The sequence below is a fragment of the Cedecea sp. VD22 genome, from assembly GCF_037150195.1.
Classification (GTDB): Bacteria; Pseudomonadota; Gammaproteobacteria; order Enterobacterales; family Enterobacteriaceae; genus Cedecea.
Window position 1 is genome coordinate 447,078 of record NZ_JBBCPX010000002.1, and the last position, 16,051, is coordinate 463,128.

Sequence of the window (16,051 nt, forward strand, 5' to 3'; positions counted from 1 at the left end):
CGTCTGTCACCTCGGGCTGAAGGTTAAGAAACATTAATTAAATGTTGACGTGATCCAGCTCACAGTTCCAATATAAAAGCCCTTCTGGTTTGAGACGTTTTCGATATGGAACTTCGCTATCTCCGCTATTTTGTCGCCGTTGCCCAGACGCATAATTTCACCCGGGCAGCCGAGCTGTTGGGTATTTCGCAGCCTCCTCTTAGCCAGCAGATTCAGCGCCTGGAGCGTGAAGTGGGCACGCCCCTGCTGCACCGCTTGACCAGAGGTGTAGAGCTGACGGATGCGGGAGAAGCGTTTTATCAGGATGCCTGCCAGATTCTGGCCCACAGCGATGCCGCGCTGGAGAAAGCCCGCGGCATTGCCCGCGGTATTAACGGCAAGCTGTCGCTCGGGATAACCAGTTCAAACGCGTTCAATCCAAAGATTTTTTCCCTGCTGCGCCAGTTTCAGGCGCACTATCCGGCCATCGAACTGCGCCAGCGAGAAACCAATATGGCGGGCCTGATGCAGGAGCTGGATGATGGCTTGCTGGACGTGGCGTTTGTGCGCCTGCCCTGTGAAAGCAGTAAGCGGTTTACGCTCAAGCTAATTGACGAAGAGCCGATGATGATTGCCCTGCACAAGGACCATCCTCTTTCCGGCGAGAAAGAACTGGCCCTGCAGGCGCTGGCCGATGTTCCGCCAGTGCTGTTCCCGGAAGAAGTGGCCCCCGGATTATATGAACTGATGTATAACGCTTGCCTGCGGGCGGGCATCGATCTGAAAAGTGCCTGCCAGGCTTCGCAAATTTCTTCCTCGTTAAGCATGGTCTCGGCAGGCTTCGGGTTCGCCTTAGTTCCCCAATCGATGACCTGCATCGCCTGCCCGAACGTCACCTTCCACGCGATTCGCGGTGACCAGGTGAAAACGGACATTGCGCTGGCCTGGCGGCAGTTTGAACGCTCTCCGACGGTGAAACGCTTTATCCAGCTGTTCGCCCACTGAGCCTGGCCGCAACGACATCGCTCCCTGAGTGACCCAATGCTACAATAGTCACCATTCACAAATCCGAACACAGGGAGAAAATATGTCTGAAACTCACGTTCAGGGCGGGGAAACCAGAGGGCCTGCGGAACACAGCGTCAGGGAACAGATCATCGAGGCAGCGACCGAATTCTTTGGCCACTACGGGTTTGAAAAAACGACGGTATCCGATCTCGCCAAAGCCATCGGCTATTCCAAGGCTTATATCTACAAGTTCTTCAAATCCAAGCAGGAAATCGGCGAAGTTATCTGCGACAACCGCCTGACAAAGATGATGGCAATCGTCAGTCAGTCGGTGGATGACGCCCCCGGTGCGTCGGCTAAGCTGCGGGCGATGTTCAGCGCGCTCATTGCCGCAGGCAGCGATCTGTTTTTCTACGACCGTAAGCTCCACGACATCGCCATTGTTTCCTGCCTGGAAAACTGGCCCTCGGCCGAACGCTACAAGCTGCAGCTGCGGGAAGTGCTTACCGCCATTATTCATGCCGGCCGCCAGTCCGGTGAATTTGAGCGCCGCAGCCCGATGGATGAAACCGTTAACGCCGTTTTTCTCGTCATGCTGCCGTATATCAGCCCGATACAGCTGCAATACAACCTCGAACTGGCTAAGCAAGCCGAACAGCTTTTGCCCGCGCTGATCCTGAAAAGTTTAATGCCCTGATCGCATCTTGTGACCATTGACTAAATTGGTCACTTAAATAATTATCTGCGTTCCTGCTCCGCGTTTATAAGGGAACGTATGTTTCGTCTTCAGCCTTTTCCAGCCGCCGTGGCGCTGCTGTGCTCGGCGCTCACCGCCTGCGGTGACTCATCTCAGCCAGAGGATCCGCGTACCGAGCCTCCGCTGGTTCGCGTTGTCGCGGTTCAGTCCGCCAATGATGACGCCCGGGCTTTTACCGGCATTGTCGCCTCGCGAATCCAAAGCGACCTCGGTTTTCGCGTTCCGGGAAAAATTCTTGAGCGCCTGGTGGACAAAGGCCAGACGGTAAAAAACGGCCAGCCCCTGCTCCGACTCGATCCTCAGGATTTAAGCCTGCAGGCTAAAGCGCAGGATCAGGCCGTCGCCGCTGCCAAAGCCCGCGCTAAACAGGCCGCCGCCGATGAGGCCCGCTACAGAAGCATTGTCGGCAGCGGCGCGATTTCAGCCTCGCAGTACGATCAAATCAAAGCCCAGGCCGACAGCGCCAGAGCGGATCTGCAGGCGGCCATTGCCCAGGCCAATGTGGCTAAAAACGCCATGAATTATGCGGTGCTGACGGCTGATTCTGACGGCGTGATCGTGGATACGCTGGCCGAGCCAGGCCAGGTTGTCGCCGCCGGGCAAGGGGTGATTCGTCTCGCCCGGGCGGGCCAGCGTGAAGCGGTCGTCGATTTGCCGGAAACGCTGCGCCCGGCGCTGGGCACCGTAGCTCAGGCTCATCTTTACGGTTCAGATAGCGCTCCCGTGGCCGCTACCTTACGTCAGCTTTCCGACGCCGCCGACCCACAAACCCGCACATTTGAAGCGAAGTTCGTGCTCGCTGGCGCACTTGCCCAAGCGCCGCTCGGCAGCACGGTGACCGTCACCATTCCTGACGCAGGCACTCCCTCACAAAACGTGATTGTGCCCTTGGCCTCGCTCTATGACGCCGGGAAAGAGAAAGGCACCGGCATTTGGGTGGTAAGCGGTAAACCGGCCAAAGTTAGCTGGCACCCGGTGAGCATCCGCCGCATCACCGATGAATCCGCCATTGTTGCCACCCAAATCGACAGCCACGCCAGCATCGTTGCCCTCGGCGCACATCTGCTGCATGACGGCGAAGAAGTCAGACTGCTTGCACAGGGTGCCACCGATCTGGCGGGAGCACCGTAATGAGCGACTCTCGCTTTAACCTTTCCGCCCTCGCGGTACGTGAAAAATCAGTCACTCTGTTCCTGATCCTGCTCATTACGCTGGCCGGGATCATCGCGTTCTTTAAACTGGGCCGAGCCGAGGATCCGCCTTTTACGGTGAAACAGCTGACCGTGATCACCGCCTGGCCGGGGGCCACCGCGCAGCAAATGCAGGATCTGGTGGCCGAGCCGCTGGAAAAGAGAATGCAGGAGCTGGACGATTATGACCGCACCGAAACCTATACCCGTCCGGGTCTTGCCTACAGCGTTGTCTCCCTAAAAGACAGCACGCTGCCCGCCAACGTGCCGGAGGCGTTTTACCAGGCGCGGAAAAAAATCAGCGATGAAGCCAAAAATCTGCCGGATGGCGTTATCGGCCCGCTGGTGAATGACGAATTTTCAGATGTGACATTCGCGCTGTTTGCCCTGAAAGCAAAAGGCGAGCCGCAGCGCCTGCTGGTGCGCGATGCCGAGAACCTGCGCCAGCAATTGCTGCACGTCCCCGGCGTGAAAAAGGTGAATATTATCGGTGAACAGGCGGAACGCATTTTTGTTTCGTTCTCTCATGACAGGCTTGCCACGCTTGGTGTTTCGCCGCTGGACATCTTTCAGGCGCTGAGTAACCAGAACCTGCTCACCCCCGCAGGCTCAATAGAAACTGCCGGCCCGCAGGTGTTTATCCGCGTGGATGGCGCGCTGGATCAGCTCTCAAAAATCCGCGATACCCCCATTGTGGCCCAGGGGAAAACGCTGAAACTGTCCGACGTCGCTGACGTCGAGCGCGGGTATGAAGACCCGGCCACGTTCCTCGTCAGAAACAACGGCGAGCCAGCCCTGCTGCTCGGCGTGGTCATGCGCGACGGCTGGAACGGGCTTGATTTGGGCAAAGCCCTCGATCAGGAAACCCGTAAAATCAACGACACGATGCCGCTCGGCATGAGCTTCAGTAAAGTCAGCGATCAGTCAGTGAACATCAGCTCCGCCGTGGATGAGTTTATGGTGAAGTTTTTTGTCGCTCTGCTGGTGGTAATGGTGGTCTGCTTTGTCAGCATGGGCTGGCGAGTGGGCATCGTGGTTGCCGCCGCCGTGCCGCTGACGCTGGCAGTGGTGTTTATCGTCATGGCCGCCACTGATAAAAACTTCGACAGGATAACCTTAGGCTCACTCATTCTGGCGCTGGGCCTGCTGGTGGACGACGCTATCATCGCCATTGAAATGATGGTGGTGAAAATGGAGGAAGGCTACAGCCGTGTTAAGGCCTCCGCCTACGCCTGGAGCCACACCGCCGCGCCCATGCTGGCGGGCACGCTGGTAACCGCCATCGGCTTTATGCCGAACGGCTTTGCCCACTCCACCGCCGGGGAGTACACCAGCAACATGTTCTGGATCGTGGGTATCGCGCTCATCGCCTCCTGGCTGGTGGCCGTGGTATTCACGCCCTATCTCGGCGTGAAATTGCTACCCGATATGCACAAAGCCGCGCTGGCGGAACACGCGCTGTACACCAGCAAGAATTACAATCGCTTCCGGGCATTGCTGAAAAAAGTCATCGCCCGCAAGTGGCTGACCGCCGGTTCAGTCGTCGGCCTGTTTGTGCTGGCGATAGCCGGAATGGCCGTGGTGAAAAAGCAGTTCTTCCCCATCTCAGACCGCCCGGAAGTGCTGGTAGAAGTTCAGCTGCCTTACGGGACGTCTATCGAGCAAACGACGAAGACTACCGAGCGCATTGAGCAATGGCTCAGCGCGCAGAAAGAGTCAAAAATCGTCACCTCCTACATTGGCCAGGGCGCGCCGCGTTTCTACCTGGCCATGGCCCCGGAGCTGCCCGACCCTTCGTTCGCAAAAATCGTGATTCTCACGCCCGATCCTGATGCGCGAGAAGCGTTGAAAATGCGGCTGCGGCAGGCCATCAGCAACGGCCTGGCACCGGAGGCTCAGGTGCGCGTCACCCAACTTGTCTTCGGGCCTTATACGCCCTACCCGGTAGCGTTTCGCGTGATGGGGCCAGACCCGGACGTGCTCAGAACGATTTCTTTACGGGTTGAAAAAGTGATGAATCAAAGCGGGCTGATGCGCACCGTGAATATCGACTGGGGCTCCCGGGTTCCTACCCTGCATTTCACCCTGAACCAGGACCGGCTTTACGCCGTGGGCTTAACCACCGCTTCCGTCTCGCAGCAATTACAGTTTCTGCTATCCGGCGCGCCGTTGACCGAAGTGCGGGAAGATATTCGCTCCGTGCAGGTCACGGGCCGGGCGCGCGGCAGCGTGCGTGACGACCCGGCACAGCTCGCCGCGCTAACGCTCATTGGCGCGAACGGGCAAAAAGTGCCGCTCTCGCAAATCGGTAAGGTTGAAGTTGTGATGGAAGATCCGGTGCTCCGACGTCGCGACAGGACGCCAACCATAACCGTGCGGGGCGATGTCGCCGATGGCCTTCAGCCGCCGGATGTGTCGACGGCGATCGTGAAACAAATTCAACCTATTGTGGCAGAGCTTCCGGCGGGGTACCGCATCGAAGAAGCGGGCGCCATTGAAGAATCCGGCAAGGCCACGGCGGCAATGGCTCCGCTGTTCCCGATCATGATCGCGCTAACGCTGCTGGTGATTATTCTTCAGGTTAGGTCGATCTCAGCCATGCTGATGGTGTTCGCCACCAGCCCGCTGGGGCTTATCGGCGTGGTACCGACGCTGCTGATTTTCAACCAGCCGTTCGGCATCAACGCCCTGGTGGGGCTGATTGCGCTTTCAGGGATTTTGATGCGCAACACGCTGATCCTCATCGGCCAGATTAAGCATAACGAGCAGGCCGGGCTGACGCCTTTTGATGCCGTGGTTGAAGCGACGATCCAACGTTCGCGCCCGGTGCTGTTGACCGCCCTGGCGGCGATTCTGGCGTTTATTCCTCTGACCCATTCCGTGTTCTGGGGAGCGCTGGCCTACACGCTTATCGGCGGGACGTTTGGCGGCACCTTTATGACGCTGCTGTTCCTGCCCGCCATGTATGCGATCTGGTTCAAAATTCGCCCGCCAAAGGTTGATAACTGACCGATTCATCAGGCCCGGAGGACTCCTCTCCGGGCCATATTCCAAATCATGAACACCGCTCATGTTCTAATGAAATTAAATCACTTTTACTAAAACTGTGACTCAGGCATAAAAGATGCAATATTGTTAACGACATGCAATGTGAAGATTACTGACAGGTAAAACCACAGCTAACCAAAGGTTATATGTGAGAAATCAAGCAGTAGATACAGGCAAAAAACAGAACTAAGGTGCCGGATTACCATGACTAAAGCGTTTACTTTTACTCTTAAGAGCATTGTTTTTGATGAGAATTACAACCCGTCAGGGAATACGCGCATCACAACCAATTTTGCTAACCTGGCCCGCGGCGAGAAGCGTCAGGAGAACCTGCGTAACGCGTTGATCATGATTGATAACCGCTTCAACTCCCTGGCGAACTGGGACAACCCCACCTCCGACCGCTACGGCGTTGAACTTGAAATTATTTCCGTTGAGCTGGATGTCGAAGGCAACGGCAAGACCTTCCCGGCGATTGAGATTTTAAAAACTCACGTGCTGGATAAGAAAACAGGCCAGCGCATCGAAGGCATTGTCGGGAACAATTTCTCTTCCTACGTTCGCGACTATGATTTCAGCGTTCTGCTGCCAGCGTACAACCAGGATCGCGCAGACTTCACCATCCCGGAAGATTACGGCGTGCTGCACGGGAACTTGTTCAGACACTTCGTTGGGTCAGACACCTACAAAGAAAATTTCAATAAAGCGCCGGTGATTTGCCTGAGCGTTTCCAGCAAAAACGTTTACCGCCAGACCGGAAACCGCCACCCGGTGCTCGGCATTGAATATGAACAAGATTCATCTTCCCTGACCGATCTCTACTTCAACAAAATGGGGCTGAAGGCTCGCTATTTCATGCCGCCCAACAGCGTGGCGCCGTTTGCCTTCTACCACACGGGCGACCTGGTGAATGACTACTCGAATCTCGAGCTTATCAGCACCATCAGCACCATGGAGACGTTCCAGAAGATCTACCGCCCTGAGATTTACAACGCGAATTCTCCGGCCGGGCTGTGCTTCCAGCCAAGCCTGAACCACCAGGATCATTCATTTACTCAAATTGTTTACGATCGTGAAGAACGCAGCCGTTTGGCCATCGAACAAGGGAAGTTTACTGAAGAGCACTTCATCAAACCGTACCAAACAATTTTAGAGCAGTGGTCTGCTAACTACCCTCTTTGAGACACCAAACACAAGGTTATTCGACATGAAAAGATTATTGCCTACGTCCACTGCCGGCAGCCTGCCAAAACCGTCCTGGCTGGCCCAGCCTGAAACGCTGTGGTCGCCGTGGAAGCTGCAGGATCAGGAACTTATTGAGGGTAAACAGGACGCCCTGCGCCTGGCGCTGCACGAACAACAGCTGGCGGATATCGACATCGTCAGCGACGGCGAGCAGACTCGCCAACACTTCGTGACCACCTTTATCGAACACCTGGACGGCGTGGATTTCGAGAAACGCGAAACCGTGCGCATTCGTAACCGCTACGATGCCAGCGTCCCGACCGTGGTCGGTGCCGTGGCTCGTCAAAAACCGGTGTTTGTGGAAGATGCGAAGTTCCTTCGCAAACAGACCGATCGGCCAATCAAATGGGCGCTGCCTGGCCCGATGACCATGATCGACACGCTGTATGACAACCACTACAAAAGCCGTGAAAAACTGGCCTGGGAATTCGCCAAAATCCTGAACCAGGAAGCGAAAGAGCTGGAAGCCGCCGGCGTGGACATCATTCAGTTCGATGAGCCAGCCTTCAACGTGTTCTTCGACGAAGTTAACGAATGGGGCATCGCCACGCTGGAACGCGCCATCGAAGGCCTGAAGTGCGAAACCGCCGTGCATATTTGCTACGGCTACGGCATCAAAGCCAACACCGACTGGAAGAAAACGCTGGGCTCGGAGTGGCGCCAGTACGAAGAGGCGTTTCCAAAGCTGCAGACCTCAAACATCGACATCATCTCGCTGGAGTGCCACAACTCCCACGTGCCGATGGACTTGCTCGAGCTGATTCGTGGCAAGAAAGTGATGGTGGGCGCCATCGACGTGGCCAACCACGCCATTGAAACCCCGGAAGAAGTTGCTAACACGCTGCGCAAAGCGCTGCAGTTCGTTGATGCCGAGAATCTCTACCCATCCACCAACTGCGGTATGGCTCCGCTGCCGCGCCATGTGGCCAGAGGCAAACTGCACGCGTTGAGCGCTGGGGCAGAGATCGTCCGCAGAGAGATTCTGGGTAAATAACCTAAAGTCTTTGCAACCCGCCTGGCGATTGAGAGATCGCCAGGTTTTTTATTCCGTACGATAGCGTCTACTCTCATAGCTTAAAACGAGCAACCTGCCGGGCTTTGCATTCGTACGTCTGTCCATTTATAAATGACTCACAAACCCGCGGTTTCTTACATCAGGATCTTATGATGAGCATCATTTACGTTGTTGTTCTCACTTATATAAAACCGTTAGAAGAAGTTGACGCTCAAATTCCTGCTCATGTTGAGTGGCTGAAGAAAGGTTACGCAGAGGGAGTATTTCTTGCGTCAGGAAGACGAATTCCCCGTAATGGCGGCGTTATTCTTGCAAAATGTGACAGCATTGAGTCTCTGGAAGCCCGCCTTAGCCAGGATCCATTCCAGAAACTCAACATTGCTACAGCTGAAATTCTGCCCTTTGAAGCCACAATGAAAACGCAGTTACTGGACGTTGTTTTTTAACTTAAGTCCGAATCAGCATTCCAGCGATGCCAAACATAATTGCGCATAACGTTTGATAACTACCAATATTGTCAGGTTGTGGTCATTGATTTTTTACCCGCGTCAGCAGTAGCATCCTGGTATTCGACATTCGAGAAGTTATAAGATGCTCAAGAAAAGAGACTTTATCCGAGCCTGGTACTCAGGTGCTACGATATTTACGTGTTTTACTCTGGGAAACGAGATTGGCAATCGTTTCTTTTATGGTTCGAAGATTCCCTGGTTGATCAGCATCATTATCGCTTTCGTTATCTGCGGTTCGGCACGCTCCTATTTTTCGTCGAAAAACTAAGTTCAAATCAGGGCAAGTTAAATATGTCTCGTGATTTCGGTGTTTATTTACACACGCACAACCTACCGACGCCAGAAGAGTGGAAAGAAGAGATATTACAGCAAGGGTTTCCCTGTGAGCTTGACAGCGATATCGCCTTACTAACGTTCAGTGGATTCCTGCCCTGTTCAGTTAACGGCGTAATTTCTGGCTTCGAATATTACGCCAGCGACCTGGATAACGAGGTGCTCAATGAACTTAACTTATCCAGATCCCTGAACTTCGATATCTCATTTTGCGCCGGGGCGCCTGCTGCTGAAGCCATTGCTGCACTCGCAGCTGCAAGCTGCCTGACAAAATTATCCGAGGGTTATCTCGTCGATTTCTGTTCTGGAAAAACAGTGTCCTCAGACGAGGTTATCGAATGGGCTAAATCTCAACCAGAAATGCAGGTAACATTTTCATAGGCATTACTTTTCTCTTCCAGATGGAGTCCTTTGCAGTGCGATACAGCGCTCATTTCTTAGACACATCTAACGATGATGGTTATCTTCACCATTCCATTTCGAATATAGATGCGGACCCAAATCCACAATCCCATCACTTAAGAACGAAGGTGTTAGTCTGTGAGCATGGCGCCCCTGTTTTATTGATCAACGTTTATGTTGAGGTGGATAATGACGGCTATATTACGGATAGCTGTTTTTGTGAAATGCTAAGTAATAATGAATACGTGGTTATCCTGTCAGGCCAGCACGTACATATCGTTGAAATATCTTCAAAACAGGTCAAAAGCATACGACCTGGCGACTCTGTCGGGCATATTTACTCAATCTATAACCCTGCCAGCACTGAGCTTAGCGAGAATTTCCTGGTCGCAACTTACTGCTACGTTTTTTTGCTCAACCTCACTAAAGGTATTCTCTGGCAGTCCCAAATGTGCGCTATTGATGGCGTAGTGATAGATGATATTGATGGCGATATCATTTCTGCTCGGGGAGAATGGGATCCTCCTGGTGGATGAGTAGACTTCAAACTTTCATTGAACACTGGTGTATTAATAAAAAACTTAAACACCCAGCCTGGAGTGAGGGAGAACCGACATGTTGAACATCGCACAATGAAAACTATCGAAACGCTGAGAGCTGAGCTTCTGGCTATTGGCGAGCAACTCGGGGGCGGCGTCAGGCCAAACCATTACTTTATTATTCCTGATAAGCCTGACTATTTCGCGACACCCTACCTGGAGATTCATGACCAGGAATATCATTTTGTGGTGAACGAGCGAGGTATGGAGATCACACGAAAGGTAACGCCAAGTGATGAGGAAATTCTTTATTGGTTTACTAGTTGCGGCGTCAATGCGTTAGCTTCAAGTTACGCTGCTACACACGCCTCGCCTGATGAAGAGTTCAGGACGGCGTATTTTAGAAAGCGGTTTTACTTGATGCTTTCAATAAAAACAGCGTGGGCAACCAGAGAGAAAAATGAAATCAAATCTCATCTTCACGTATAACCTCTGGAATAGTCATTATTCACCTTAATGGTATTACTCTATAGGCTGCTTCCGGCAAGGGGCCGACAAGCCTTCCGAGGCCAAGCTCTTGTGCAACGTATATCCGCAGCACCTGATTGAGAGATCGCCAGTTTTTTGCATCACCCTGTTCTTCACTTAGCCCTTTCACGTCGCACAGATAGCATTACTTTTCCAATGACGGGCACCTCAGATTTTAAGTGCCGCCACGATTGTAGCTTCCATTTTCTCCGGGGTAGTGAACGGAGCAAAACGCTTCAGCGGTTTTCCGTCCCGGCCAATCAGGAACTTTGTGAAGTTCCACTTGATCCGCCCGCCCAGCACGCCAGGCAATTCTTTCTTCAGATAACGAAACACGGGATGCGCTGCGGTGCCGTTGACCTCGACCTTTGCGAACATCGGGAAGCTGACACCGTAGTTAATATGGCACGTCCGGGCAATTTCGTCGGCGTCACCGGGTTCCTGCTTACCAAACTGGTTGCAGGGGAAACCAAGCACCACCAACCCCTGCGCGGCGTACTTCTTATAGAGCGCCTCGAGGCCTGCGTACTGCGGCGTGAAGCCACACTGGCTGGCGGTATTGACCACCAGCACCAGCTTATCGGCGTAATCGGACAGAGCGATCTGCTGGCCAGTCAGGCTCGTGGCCGTCAGTTGATGAAAAGGCTGCATGTCGGGTTCCTCAGTGCACGTCAAAATGGCCACGCAGCGCGGGCCGTAATTCTTCTATCGCTAGCTTAGCAACGCCTAATGCAGTGGGGTTAGTGCTTTCACTTTCCAATGACCACGCTGCGGACAGTCCGCCCCAGGCAATGATCCATTTGAGAAGCCGCTCTCTGTCCAGATTTGCTATCTCACTCACGGCACGCAGCCTGCGCTTAAAAATCTCCGGCACGGTAGCGACCGGCGGAGCTGGGTTATCCAAATCCGGGTTGGTGAAAATATTAGCAAAATCGAATCCTCGCTCCCCTATGACGCCTTTAGGATCGATCGCCCGCCAGCCCGATGATGCAAAATCAAGCACATTGCCGTGGTGTAAATCACCATGTAAGGCCACAACATCCTGCGGAGTGGTAAGTAGTTCTTGGGAGATATCTGAACAAAATGCCAGCAAGCCGCCCCGCTGCTGCGCCACTATTTTTAGCGAAGCAAACCAATCATCCAGCGAAGGCAACTGGGGCAAAGGCTTTTGCCAAACGCGATGCAGCCTGTTTGCCGTAGCACATAATATACGGCAGGCTTCGAGTTCCTGACCTTCTCTGGACATTGTGGCTAATGACGCGGAGCCGGTGGCCCGGGCGAGAAGAATGGCTTCATCTTCATGGGCAATAACCTGCGCCGCGCCCCTGCCTGCCCACCAGACCAGCAGCGAGTTCCCCGTTTGTTCATCCCTGTCGGCAGTCACTTTCAGCATAGCCTCAGCGCCATCAGCTGCGGTTTTCACCGGCAGCAGCTGCGACGTATGGGTCTGAAAGGGAGTGCCGTCCGGAATCAGATCCCAGCGTTTCAGCCAGCAGCTTAGTTTGTCTTTATCCATAGGGCGGTTTTTATCTCCCATCATGCCAGATTGCCAGACTGGTGTTTGTCGCTAGCACAGCCAAGAAATTGCCAAACGAATATTAGGCTGCTTTGAGCGAGAGATGAAATCCTTATGCTGTCGGATTGAACTGGCGACACTGTTCATGACGCTTAATGGTTTGCAGGTTAAGCGAGGTACTGGCACATGGTGGACACCTTACCTGAACTGACGGTCCGCTACGAGCGAGTTGCGGACAGTGCGTTTTCAGATATACAGCGTTCTCACCTCAAGAAATTTCTCCAAACTTAACAAAATTGTTTTAATTAAGAGACCTGAAAGGTTGGCAGTATGCTCCCTTTATGTTTTAACTTGAATATTGAAACCTGTTAACATGCGTTCGTGTATATGCCTCCGGAGGAATGTCCGTCAGCAGTGCTGATTAATAATTTAACTGATTGCCCACGACGGATGCCAGCCGTTGACTGACTGGCTTTAAAACTACTCCTTCTTCATATATGCGACGTAAAATCATATGGTTATTAAAGCAGCTATTTCTGCTAATGCTACAGAACTTGAACAAATCTATTCATTATCATTTGAATCAAACGCCTCTTTTTTTCCTGATGATATGGAGGAAGAAGATAACGAGAGTGAAGAGGAATTTTCATTTGAGTCAGCATTAATGATGCCTGACAAAACAGTGCTGGGATTATGGGTAAATGATCGCCTCATCGGAGGTGCTGTTATTTTTGACAATTCTACAGGAATACTCACTCTTGACAGATTGTTCATTCTGCCTGAAGAACAGGGCAAAGGTTACGGTTTGCAGGCATGGATAGAAATTGAAAATATGTATCCTGATGCTAAAGAATGGACACTGAGAACACCGACATGCCTGATTAATAATGTGTGTTTTTACGTAAACAAGTGCGGTTTTACCATTGTGCGCGTCGAGGACATGGGAAATGATGGGGTTGGCATGTACGTTTTCTCGAAGAAAGCGAGCTAATCTTCAGTCTTTTCGAGTATAACCCCGCATTAGCTGCTCAATAATCACTCTATTGAGCAGCCATCTCCCTCTCTAAAGCTTGGCAACTCCCTGATGACAAATGCAAAAAGATGTATGAAATGTCTGCTCCTGGCACAAACCGGACGCATAGAAACCAGTCCCATAAAAAATCAAAAACTCAGGGCTGCCCTTCCATATTCCAACGTGCCGATCCCATAACGTCGTAAACGTGTTGATCGGTAAAGGCCGGGAATTTTGCGTGCCTGGAGGCTGCCAGCAACGCATTACAGTAGCTCTGGTCTCCACCTTTCACGATGAAATTTTGCAATGTTCCATCTATTTTAAAATCAAGGTGCACATTGCACCTTTTTCCATTCCAGGCATGAGGCTCAGCAAGCGCGGCATCAAGTGCTTTCTTTATCCCCGAAGCCTGTGGACCATAAATATCCGTATCGGAAACTTTTCCCGCGCGATCGTAGGTGCAACTATCAAGCGCACTCTTTTTTATACACTCTTTCGGGGTTAATGGAGCACATCCTGAAAGCATTATTGCGAGCATGACCAGCATCGATACTTTAATCATCCATAAATCCTTTTATGAAGCATTGCATTACGTGGCTTTTGCCACCGCTGAATTATGCCACTTCACCGAACTTAACGATTCACTTTTTGACCTACCAATATTAATACTTAGCCCAAGGCCTCCCCGCCAGCCGCGCCTTAAGCAGCTCGATAAACTTTTGCGCCCTCGGGCTTCGTTCTGCCTGCGGAGTGCCGCTCAGCGCCACGATATCGGCATCCGGCAGCGTGTATTCCGGCAGAAGTCTCACCAGCTCGCCGCTGTGAATCTGCGGTAGCACATCCCATTCGGACCGCATAATGATCCCCCTGCCCGCCTGCGCCCACTCTTTTACCACTCGCCCTTCGTTGCTCGACAGTTTGGGCGAGATCCGCTGCGGGCAGTCCCCTTTGGGGCCGGAGAAGCGCCACAGCGTGACGTCTTCGCTGTTTTCCCGCAGCGCAATGCAGTCGTGATCCACCAACTGTTCCGGCGTCAGCGGGGTGCCTTTTCGACTCAGGTAGTCCGGGGAAGCGCAGATAAAGCGTTGGTTAGGCGCAAGCTTGATGCAGTGCATGCTGGAATCGCGTAGCTCGCCGATGAAAATCACCAGATCCCATTTGTGTAGCCTGGCCCAATGTGGATCGTCGGAAAGTGTCAACTCCACCTCAAGGTTTTCATGCTGCGCGGCGTATTCCCCCAGCAGCGGCGCAATATAGTCGTTACCAAACCCCAGCGGGGCCAGCACGCGCAGCTTGCCTCTGACCTGTTGCCGCCTGTCGTCCAGGGCAGACTGCAGGCCAGCCAGCTCGGTGAGGATCTTCTCCGCCCGGCTCAGCAGCAGCGAGCCTTCATCGGTGAGTGAAACCTGCCGCGAGGGCCGCAGAATAAGGTCGACGCCAAGCTTTTGTTCCAGCCCGCGCAGCCGCTGCGTAACGGAGGGCGGCGTGACATTCATCGCCCTTGCGCCGGCGGCCAGCGTATCGTGAGTAGCGATAGTACGGAAGAAAGCCAGATCGTCGCTGTTTATCATTAAGCCTGAACCTAATCATTAATTGATTTTATATTAATTTATACCTAATTAGCCGGATGACAAGATACAGCCTCACCCCACAGGAGACCCGCTATGTCCGCCGAATGGCTCACCACCCGCGATACCCCCTTTTTGCTGATCGAGAAAAGCAAATATTTGCGCAACATTGAGCGCCTGTACTCGCGCGTTCACGCCCTGGGCAGCGAGGTCCGGCCACACCTGAAAACCCTGCGCTCCATTGAGGCCGCCCGCTACCTGCTTGAACAAAGTGATTCCCCGGCCACGGTTTCCACACTCGCCGAAGCGGAAGCCTTTGCCGCTGCGGGTTACACCAACCTGCTTTACGCCGTCGGCATCGCGCCCCATAAACTTCCCCGCGTGGCAGCGCTGATGGCTAAAGGCGTGAACCTGCACATTCTGCTCGACAGCGAACCACAGGCTAGCGCCGTGGCCGAATATAGCCGGGCGCACGGCCTCAAGTTTTCGGTATTTATTGAGGTAGATTGCGACGGCCACCGGGGCGGATTGCCGCCGCACAGTGACGCTCTTTTGACCCTGGCCCGCATCATTGAGGCAAGCGGCTCGACGCTGACCGGGCTGCTGGCTCACGCCGGAGAATCCTATAGCTGCCGCACGGACGAAGCTATTCTCGCGGCCGCCAGAGCCGAATGTGCCGCTATTAAAACCGCCGGAAGCCGCCTGCGCGCGCAGGGCTATGCCTGTCCCGTATTAAGCGTAGGGGCCACGCCGACAGCCCATTTTGCGGACGATCTCACGGGCATCAGTGAAGTCAGAGCCGGGGTGTTTACCACCTTCGACCTGGTGATGAAAAACGTCGGCGTCTGCCGCCTGGAGGATATTGCGCTTAGCGTTGTCGCCACGGTGATTGGCCACAACAGGGAGAAAGGCTGGATATTTATTGATGCCGGGTGGATGGCGCTTTCCCGCGACAGGGGCACGGCGGCGCAAAGCCAGGACTACGGTTACGGTCAGGTGTGCAGCCTGAGCGGAGAGCCCTACGAAAACCTGCTGGTCACCACGACCAACCAGGAGCACGGCATCGTTGCCCCGCCGGACAGTTCAACTTTGACCGTCGATGATTTCCCCGTCGGCAGCCGGGTGCGCATTCTGCCCAACCACGCCTGCGCCACCGCCGCCATGCATCAGCACTATCAGGTTCTGAGCGAAGATGGCGAGGGGCACGAGGTCTGGTCGCGGATCGTGGGCTGGTAAGCGTCAGTCAGGCTAATCAACGGCGGGGGATACCGGAAGGTTCTCTTTTTTGCCATGCCTTGTGCTCCCACGCCCGAAGGTTTGAACATATATTTCACAACTAAATCTTATATGTTGTTGAAAACGACCTCTGATTTATGGTGTCAATTGTAACGATCTATAAATT

At 53.5% G+C, this 16,051-nt stretch carries 16 protein-coding genes; 12 read left to right on the plus strand and 4 right to left on the minus strand.

Annotated elements, in window-relative coordinates; all coding sequences use genetic code 11:
• Nucleotides 1-105: 105 nt before the first annotated feature.
• The 10 genes from WFK85_RS08180 to WFK85_RS08225 all read left to right on the plus strand — a co-directional run bounded on the left by WFK85_RS08180 (nt 106) and on the right by WFK85_RS08225 (nt 10,514).
• Nucleotides 106-984 carry a LysR family transcriptional regulator gene (locus WFK85_RS08180; RefSeq protein WP_008459283.1) on the plus strand — a complete coding sequence of 293 codons (879 nt, stop codon included), beginning with the start codon at nt 106-108 and terminating at the stop codon, nt 982-984.
• An 82-nt stretch (nt 985-1,066) separates the two neighbouring features.
• Complete coding sequence (locus tag WFK85_RS08185; RefSeq protein ID WP_008459285.1) at nt 1,067-1,684, plus strand: TetR/AcrR family transcriptional regulator; 618 nt, start codon at nt 1,067-1,069, stop codon at nt 1,682-1,684.
• Nucleotides 1,685-1,762: 78 nt separating this feature from the next.
• Nucleotides 1,763-2,875, plus strand: a complete 1,113-nt coding sequence (locus WFK85_RS08190) for an efflux RND transporter periplasmic adaptor subunit (protein ID WP_166992821.1) — start codon at nt 1,763-1,765, stop codon at nt 2,873-2,875.
• Complete coding sequence (locus WFK85_RS08195) at nt 2,875-5,943, plus strand: efflux RND transporter permease subunit (protein ID WP_336707381.1); 3,069 nt, start codon at nt 2,875-2,877, stop codon at nt 5,941-5,943. Before WFK85_RS08190 ends, WFK85_RS08195 begins: the two co-directional genes overlap by 1 nt.
• Nucleotides 5,944-6,186: 243 nt before the next feature.
• Nucleotides 6,187-7,164, plus strand: a complete 978-nt coding sequence (locus WFK85_RS08200; RefSeq protein ID WP_336707380.1) for a DUF1852 domain-containing protein — start codon at nt 6,187-6,189, stop codon at nt 7,162-7,164.
• A gap of 25 nt (nt 7,165-7,189) precedes the next feature.
• Nucleotides 7,190-8,221, plus strand: coding sequence for a methionine synthase (locus tag WFK85_RS08205; RefSeq protein WP_008459294.1), 1,032 nt, complete (start codon nt 7,190-7,192; stop codon nt 8,219-8,221).
• Nucleotides 8,222-8,394: 173 nt separating this feature from the next.
• Complete coding sequence (locus WFK85_RS08210) at nt 8,395-8,688, plus strand: YciI family protein (protein ID WP_166865036.1); 294 nt, start codon at nt 8,395-8,397, stop codon at nt 8,686-8,688.
• A 354-nt stretch (nt 8,689-9,042) separates the two neighbouring features.
• Nucleotides 9,043-9,465: a hypothetical protein gene (locus tag WFK85_RS08215; RefSeq protein ID WP_166992827.1), complete on the plus strand. Its 423-nt coding sequence runs from the start codon at nt 9,043-9,045 to the stop codon at nt 9,463-9,465.
• Nucleotides 9,466-9,500: 35 nt separating this feature from the next.
• Nucleotides 9,501-10,022, plus strand: coding sequence for a hypothetical protein (locus WFK85_RS08220; RefSeq protein ID WP_336707379.1), 522 nt, complete (start codon nt 9,501-9,503; stop codon nt 10,020-10,022).
• Nucleotides 10,023-10,118: 96 nt separating this feature from the next.
• Nucleotides 10,119-10,514: an Imm63 family immunity protein gene (locus WFK85_RS08225; RefSeq protein WP_166865039.1), complete on the plus strand. Its 396-nt coding sequence runs from the start codon at nt 10,119-10,121 to the stop codon at nt 10,512-10,514.
• 207 nt (nt 10,515-10,721) lie between these two features.
• Here the strand turns inward: WFK85_RS08225 and WFK85_RS08230 are convergent, their stop codons facing one another.
• Complete coding sequence (locus tag WFK85_RS08230) at nt 10,722-11,204, minus strand: glutathione peroxidase (protein ID WP_336707377.1); 483 nt, start codon at nt 11,202-11,204, stop codon at nt 10,722-10,724.
• Nucleotides 11,205-11,214: 10 nt separating this feature from the next.
• Nucleotides 11,215-12,090, minus strand: coding sequence for an aminoglycoside phosphotransferase family protein (locus tag WFK85_RS08235; protein WP_336707656.1), 876 nt, complete (start codon nt 12,088-12,090; stop codon nt 11,215-11,217).
• A 493-nt stretch (nt 12,091-12,583) separates the two neighbouring features.
• On the opposite strand from WFK85_RS08235, the gene WFK85_RS08240 reads away from it, so the two are divergent.
• Nucleotides 12,584-13,060 carry a GNAT family N-acetyltransferase gene (locus WFK85_RS08240; RefSeq protein ID WP_336707375.1) on the plus strand — a complete coding sequence of 159 codons (477 nt, stop codon included), beginning with the start codon at nt 12,584-12,586 and terminating at the stop codon, nt 13,058-13,060.
• 178 nt (nt 13,061-13,238) lie between these two features.
• Here the strand turns inward: WFK85_RS08240 and WFK85_RS08245 are convergent, their stop codons facing one another.
• Together WFK85_RS08245 and WFK85_RS08250 are read right to left on the minus strand one after the other, a co-directional pair.
• Nucleotides 13,239-13,643: a cell envelope integrity TolA C-terminal domain-containing protein gene (locus WFK85_RS08245; RefSeq protein WP_166992833.1), complete on the minus strand. Its 405-nt coding sequence runs from the start codon at nt 13,641-13,643 to the stop codon at nt 13,239-13,241.
• Between the two features lie 100 nt (nt 13,644-13,743).
• Nucleotides 13,744-14,652 (minus strand): LysR substrate-binding domain-containing protein, encoded by a 909-nt coding sequence (locus tag WFK85_RS08250; protein ID WP_166992836.1) that lies wholly within the window; start codon nt 14,650-14,652, stop codon nt 13,744-13,746.
• A 93-nt stretch (nt 14,653-14,745) separates the two neighbouring features.
• On the opposite strand from WFK85_RS08250, the gene WFK85_RS08255 reads away from it, so the two are divergent.
• Complete coding sequence (locus WFK85_RS08255; protein WP_166992839.1) at nt 14,746-15,885, plus strand: alanine racemase; 1,140 nt, start codon at nt 14,746-14,748, stop codon at nt 15,883-15,885.
• Nucleotides 15,886-16,051: the final 166 nt, after the last annotated feature.

Coding starts and splice junctions, on each gene's coding strand:
- WFK85_RS08180 (WP_008459283.1), top strand. CDS start 106: ATGGAACTTCGCTATCTCCGCTATTTTGTCGCCGTTGCCCAGACGCAT.
- WFK85_RS08185 (WP_008459285.1), top strand. CDS start 1,067: ATGTCTGAAACTCACGTTCAGGGCGGGGAAACCAGAGGGCCTGCGGAA.
- WFK85_RS08190 (WP_166992821.1), top strand. CDS start 1,763: ATGTTTCGTCTTCAGCCTTTTCCAGCCGCCGTGGCGCTGCTGTGCTCG.
- WFK85_RS08195 (WP_336707381.1), top strand. CDS start 2,875: ATGAGCGACTCTCGCTTTAACCTTTCCGCCCTCGCGGTACGTGAAAAA.
- WFK85_RS08200 (WP_336707380.1), top strand. CDS start 6,187: ATGACTAAAGCGTTTACTTTTACTCTTAAGAGCATTGTTTTTGATGAG.
- WFK85_RS08205 (WP_008459294.1), top strand. CDS start 7,190: ATGAAAAGATTATTGCCTACGTCCACTGCCGGCAGCCTGCCAAAACCG.
- WFK85_RS08210 (WP_166865036.1), top strand. CDS start 8,395: ATGAGCATCATTTACGTTGTTGTTCTCACTTATATAAAACCGTTAGAA.
- WFK85_RS08215 (WP_166992827.1), top strand. CDS start 9,043: ATGTCTCGTGATTTCGGTGTTTATTTACACACGCACAACCTACCGACG.
- WFK85_RS08225 (WP_166865039.1), top strand. CDS start 10,119: ATGAAAACTATCGAAACGCTGAGAGCTGAGCTTCTGGCTATTGGCGAG.
- WFK85_RS08230 (WP_336707377.1), bottom strand. CDS start 11,204: ATGCAGCCTTTTCATCAACTGACGGCCACGAGCCTGACTGGCCAGCAG.
- WFK85_RS08235 (WP_336707656.1), bottom strand. CDS start 12,090: ATGGGAGATAAAAACCGCCCTATGGATAAAGACAAACTAAGCTGCTGG.
- WFK85_RS08240 (WP_336707375.1), top strand. CDS start 12,584: ATGGTTATTAAAGCAGCTATTTCTGCTAATGCTACAGAACTTGAACAA.
- WFK85_RS08245 (WP_166992833.1), bottom strand. CDS start 13,643: ATGATTAAAGTATCGATGCTGGTCATGCTCGCAATAATGCTTTCAGGA.
- WFK85_RS08250 (WP_166992836.1), bottom strand. CDS start 14,652: ATGATAAACAGCGACGATCTGGCTTTCTTCCGTACTATCGCTACTCAC.
- WFK85_RS08255 (WP_166992839.1), top strand. CDS start 14,746: ATGTCCGCCGAATGGCTCACCACCCGCGATACCCCCTTTTTGCTGATC.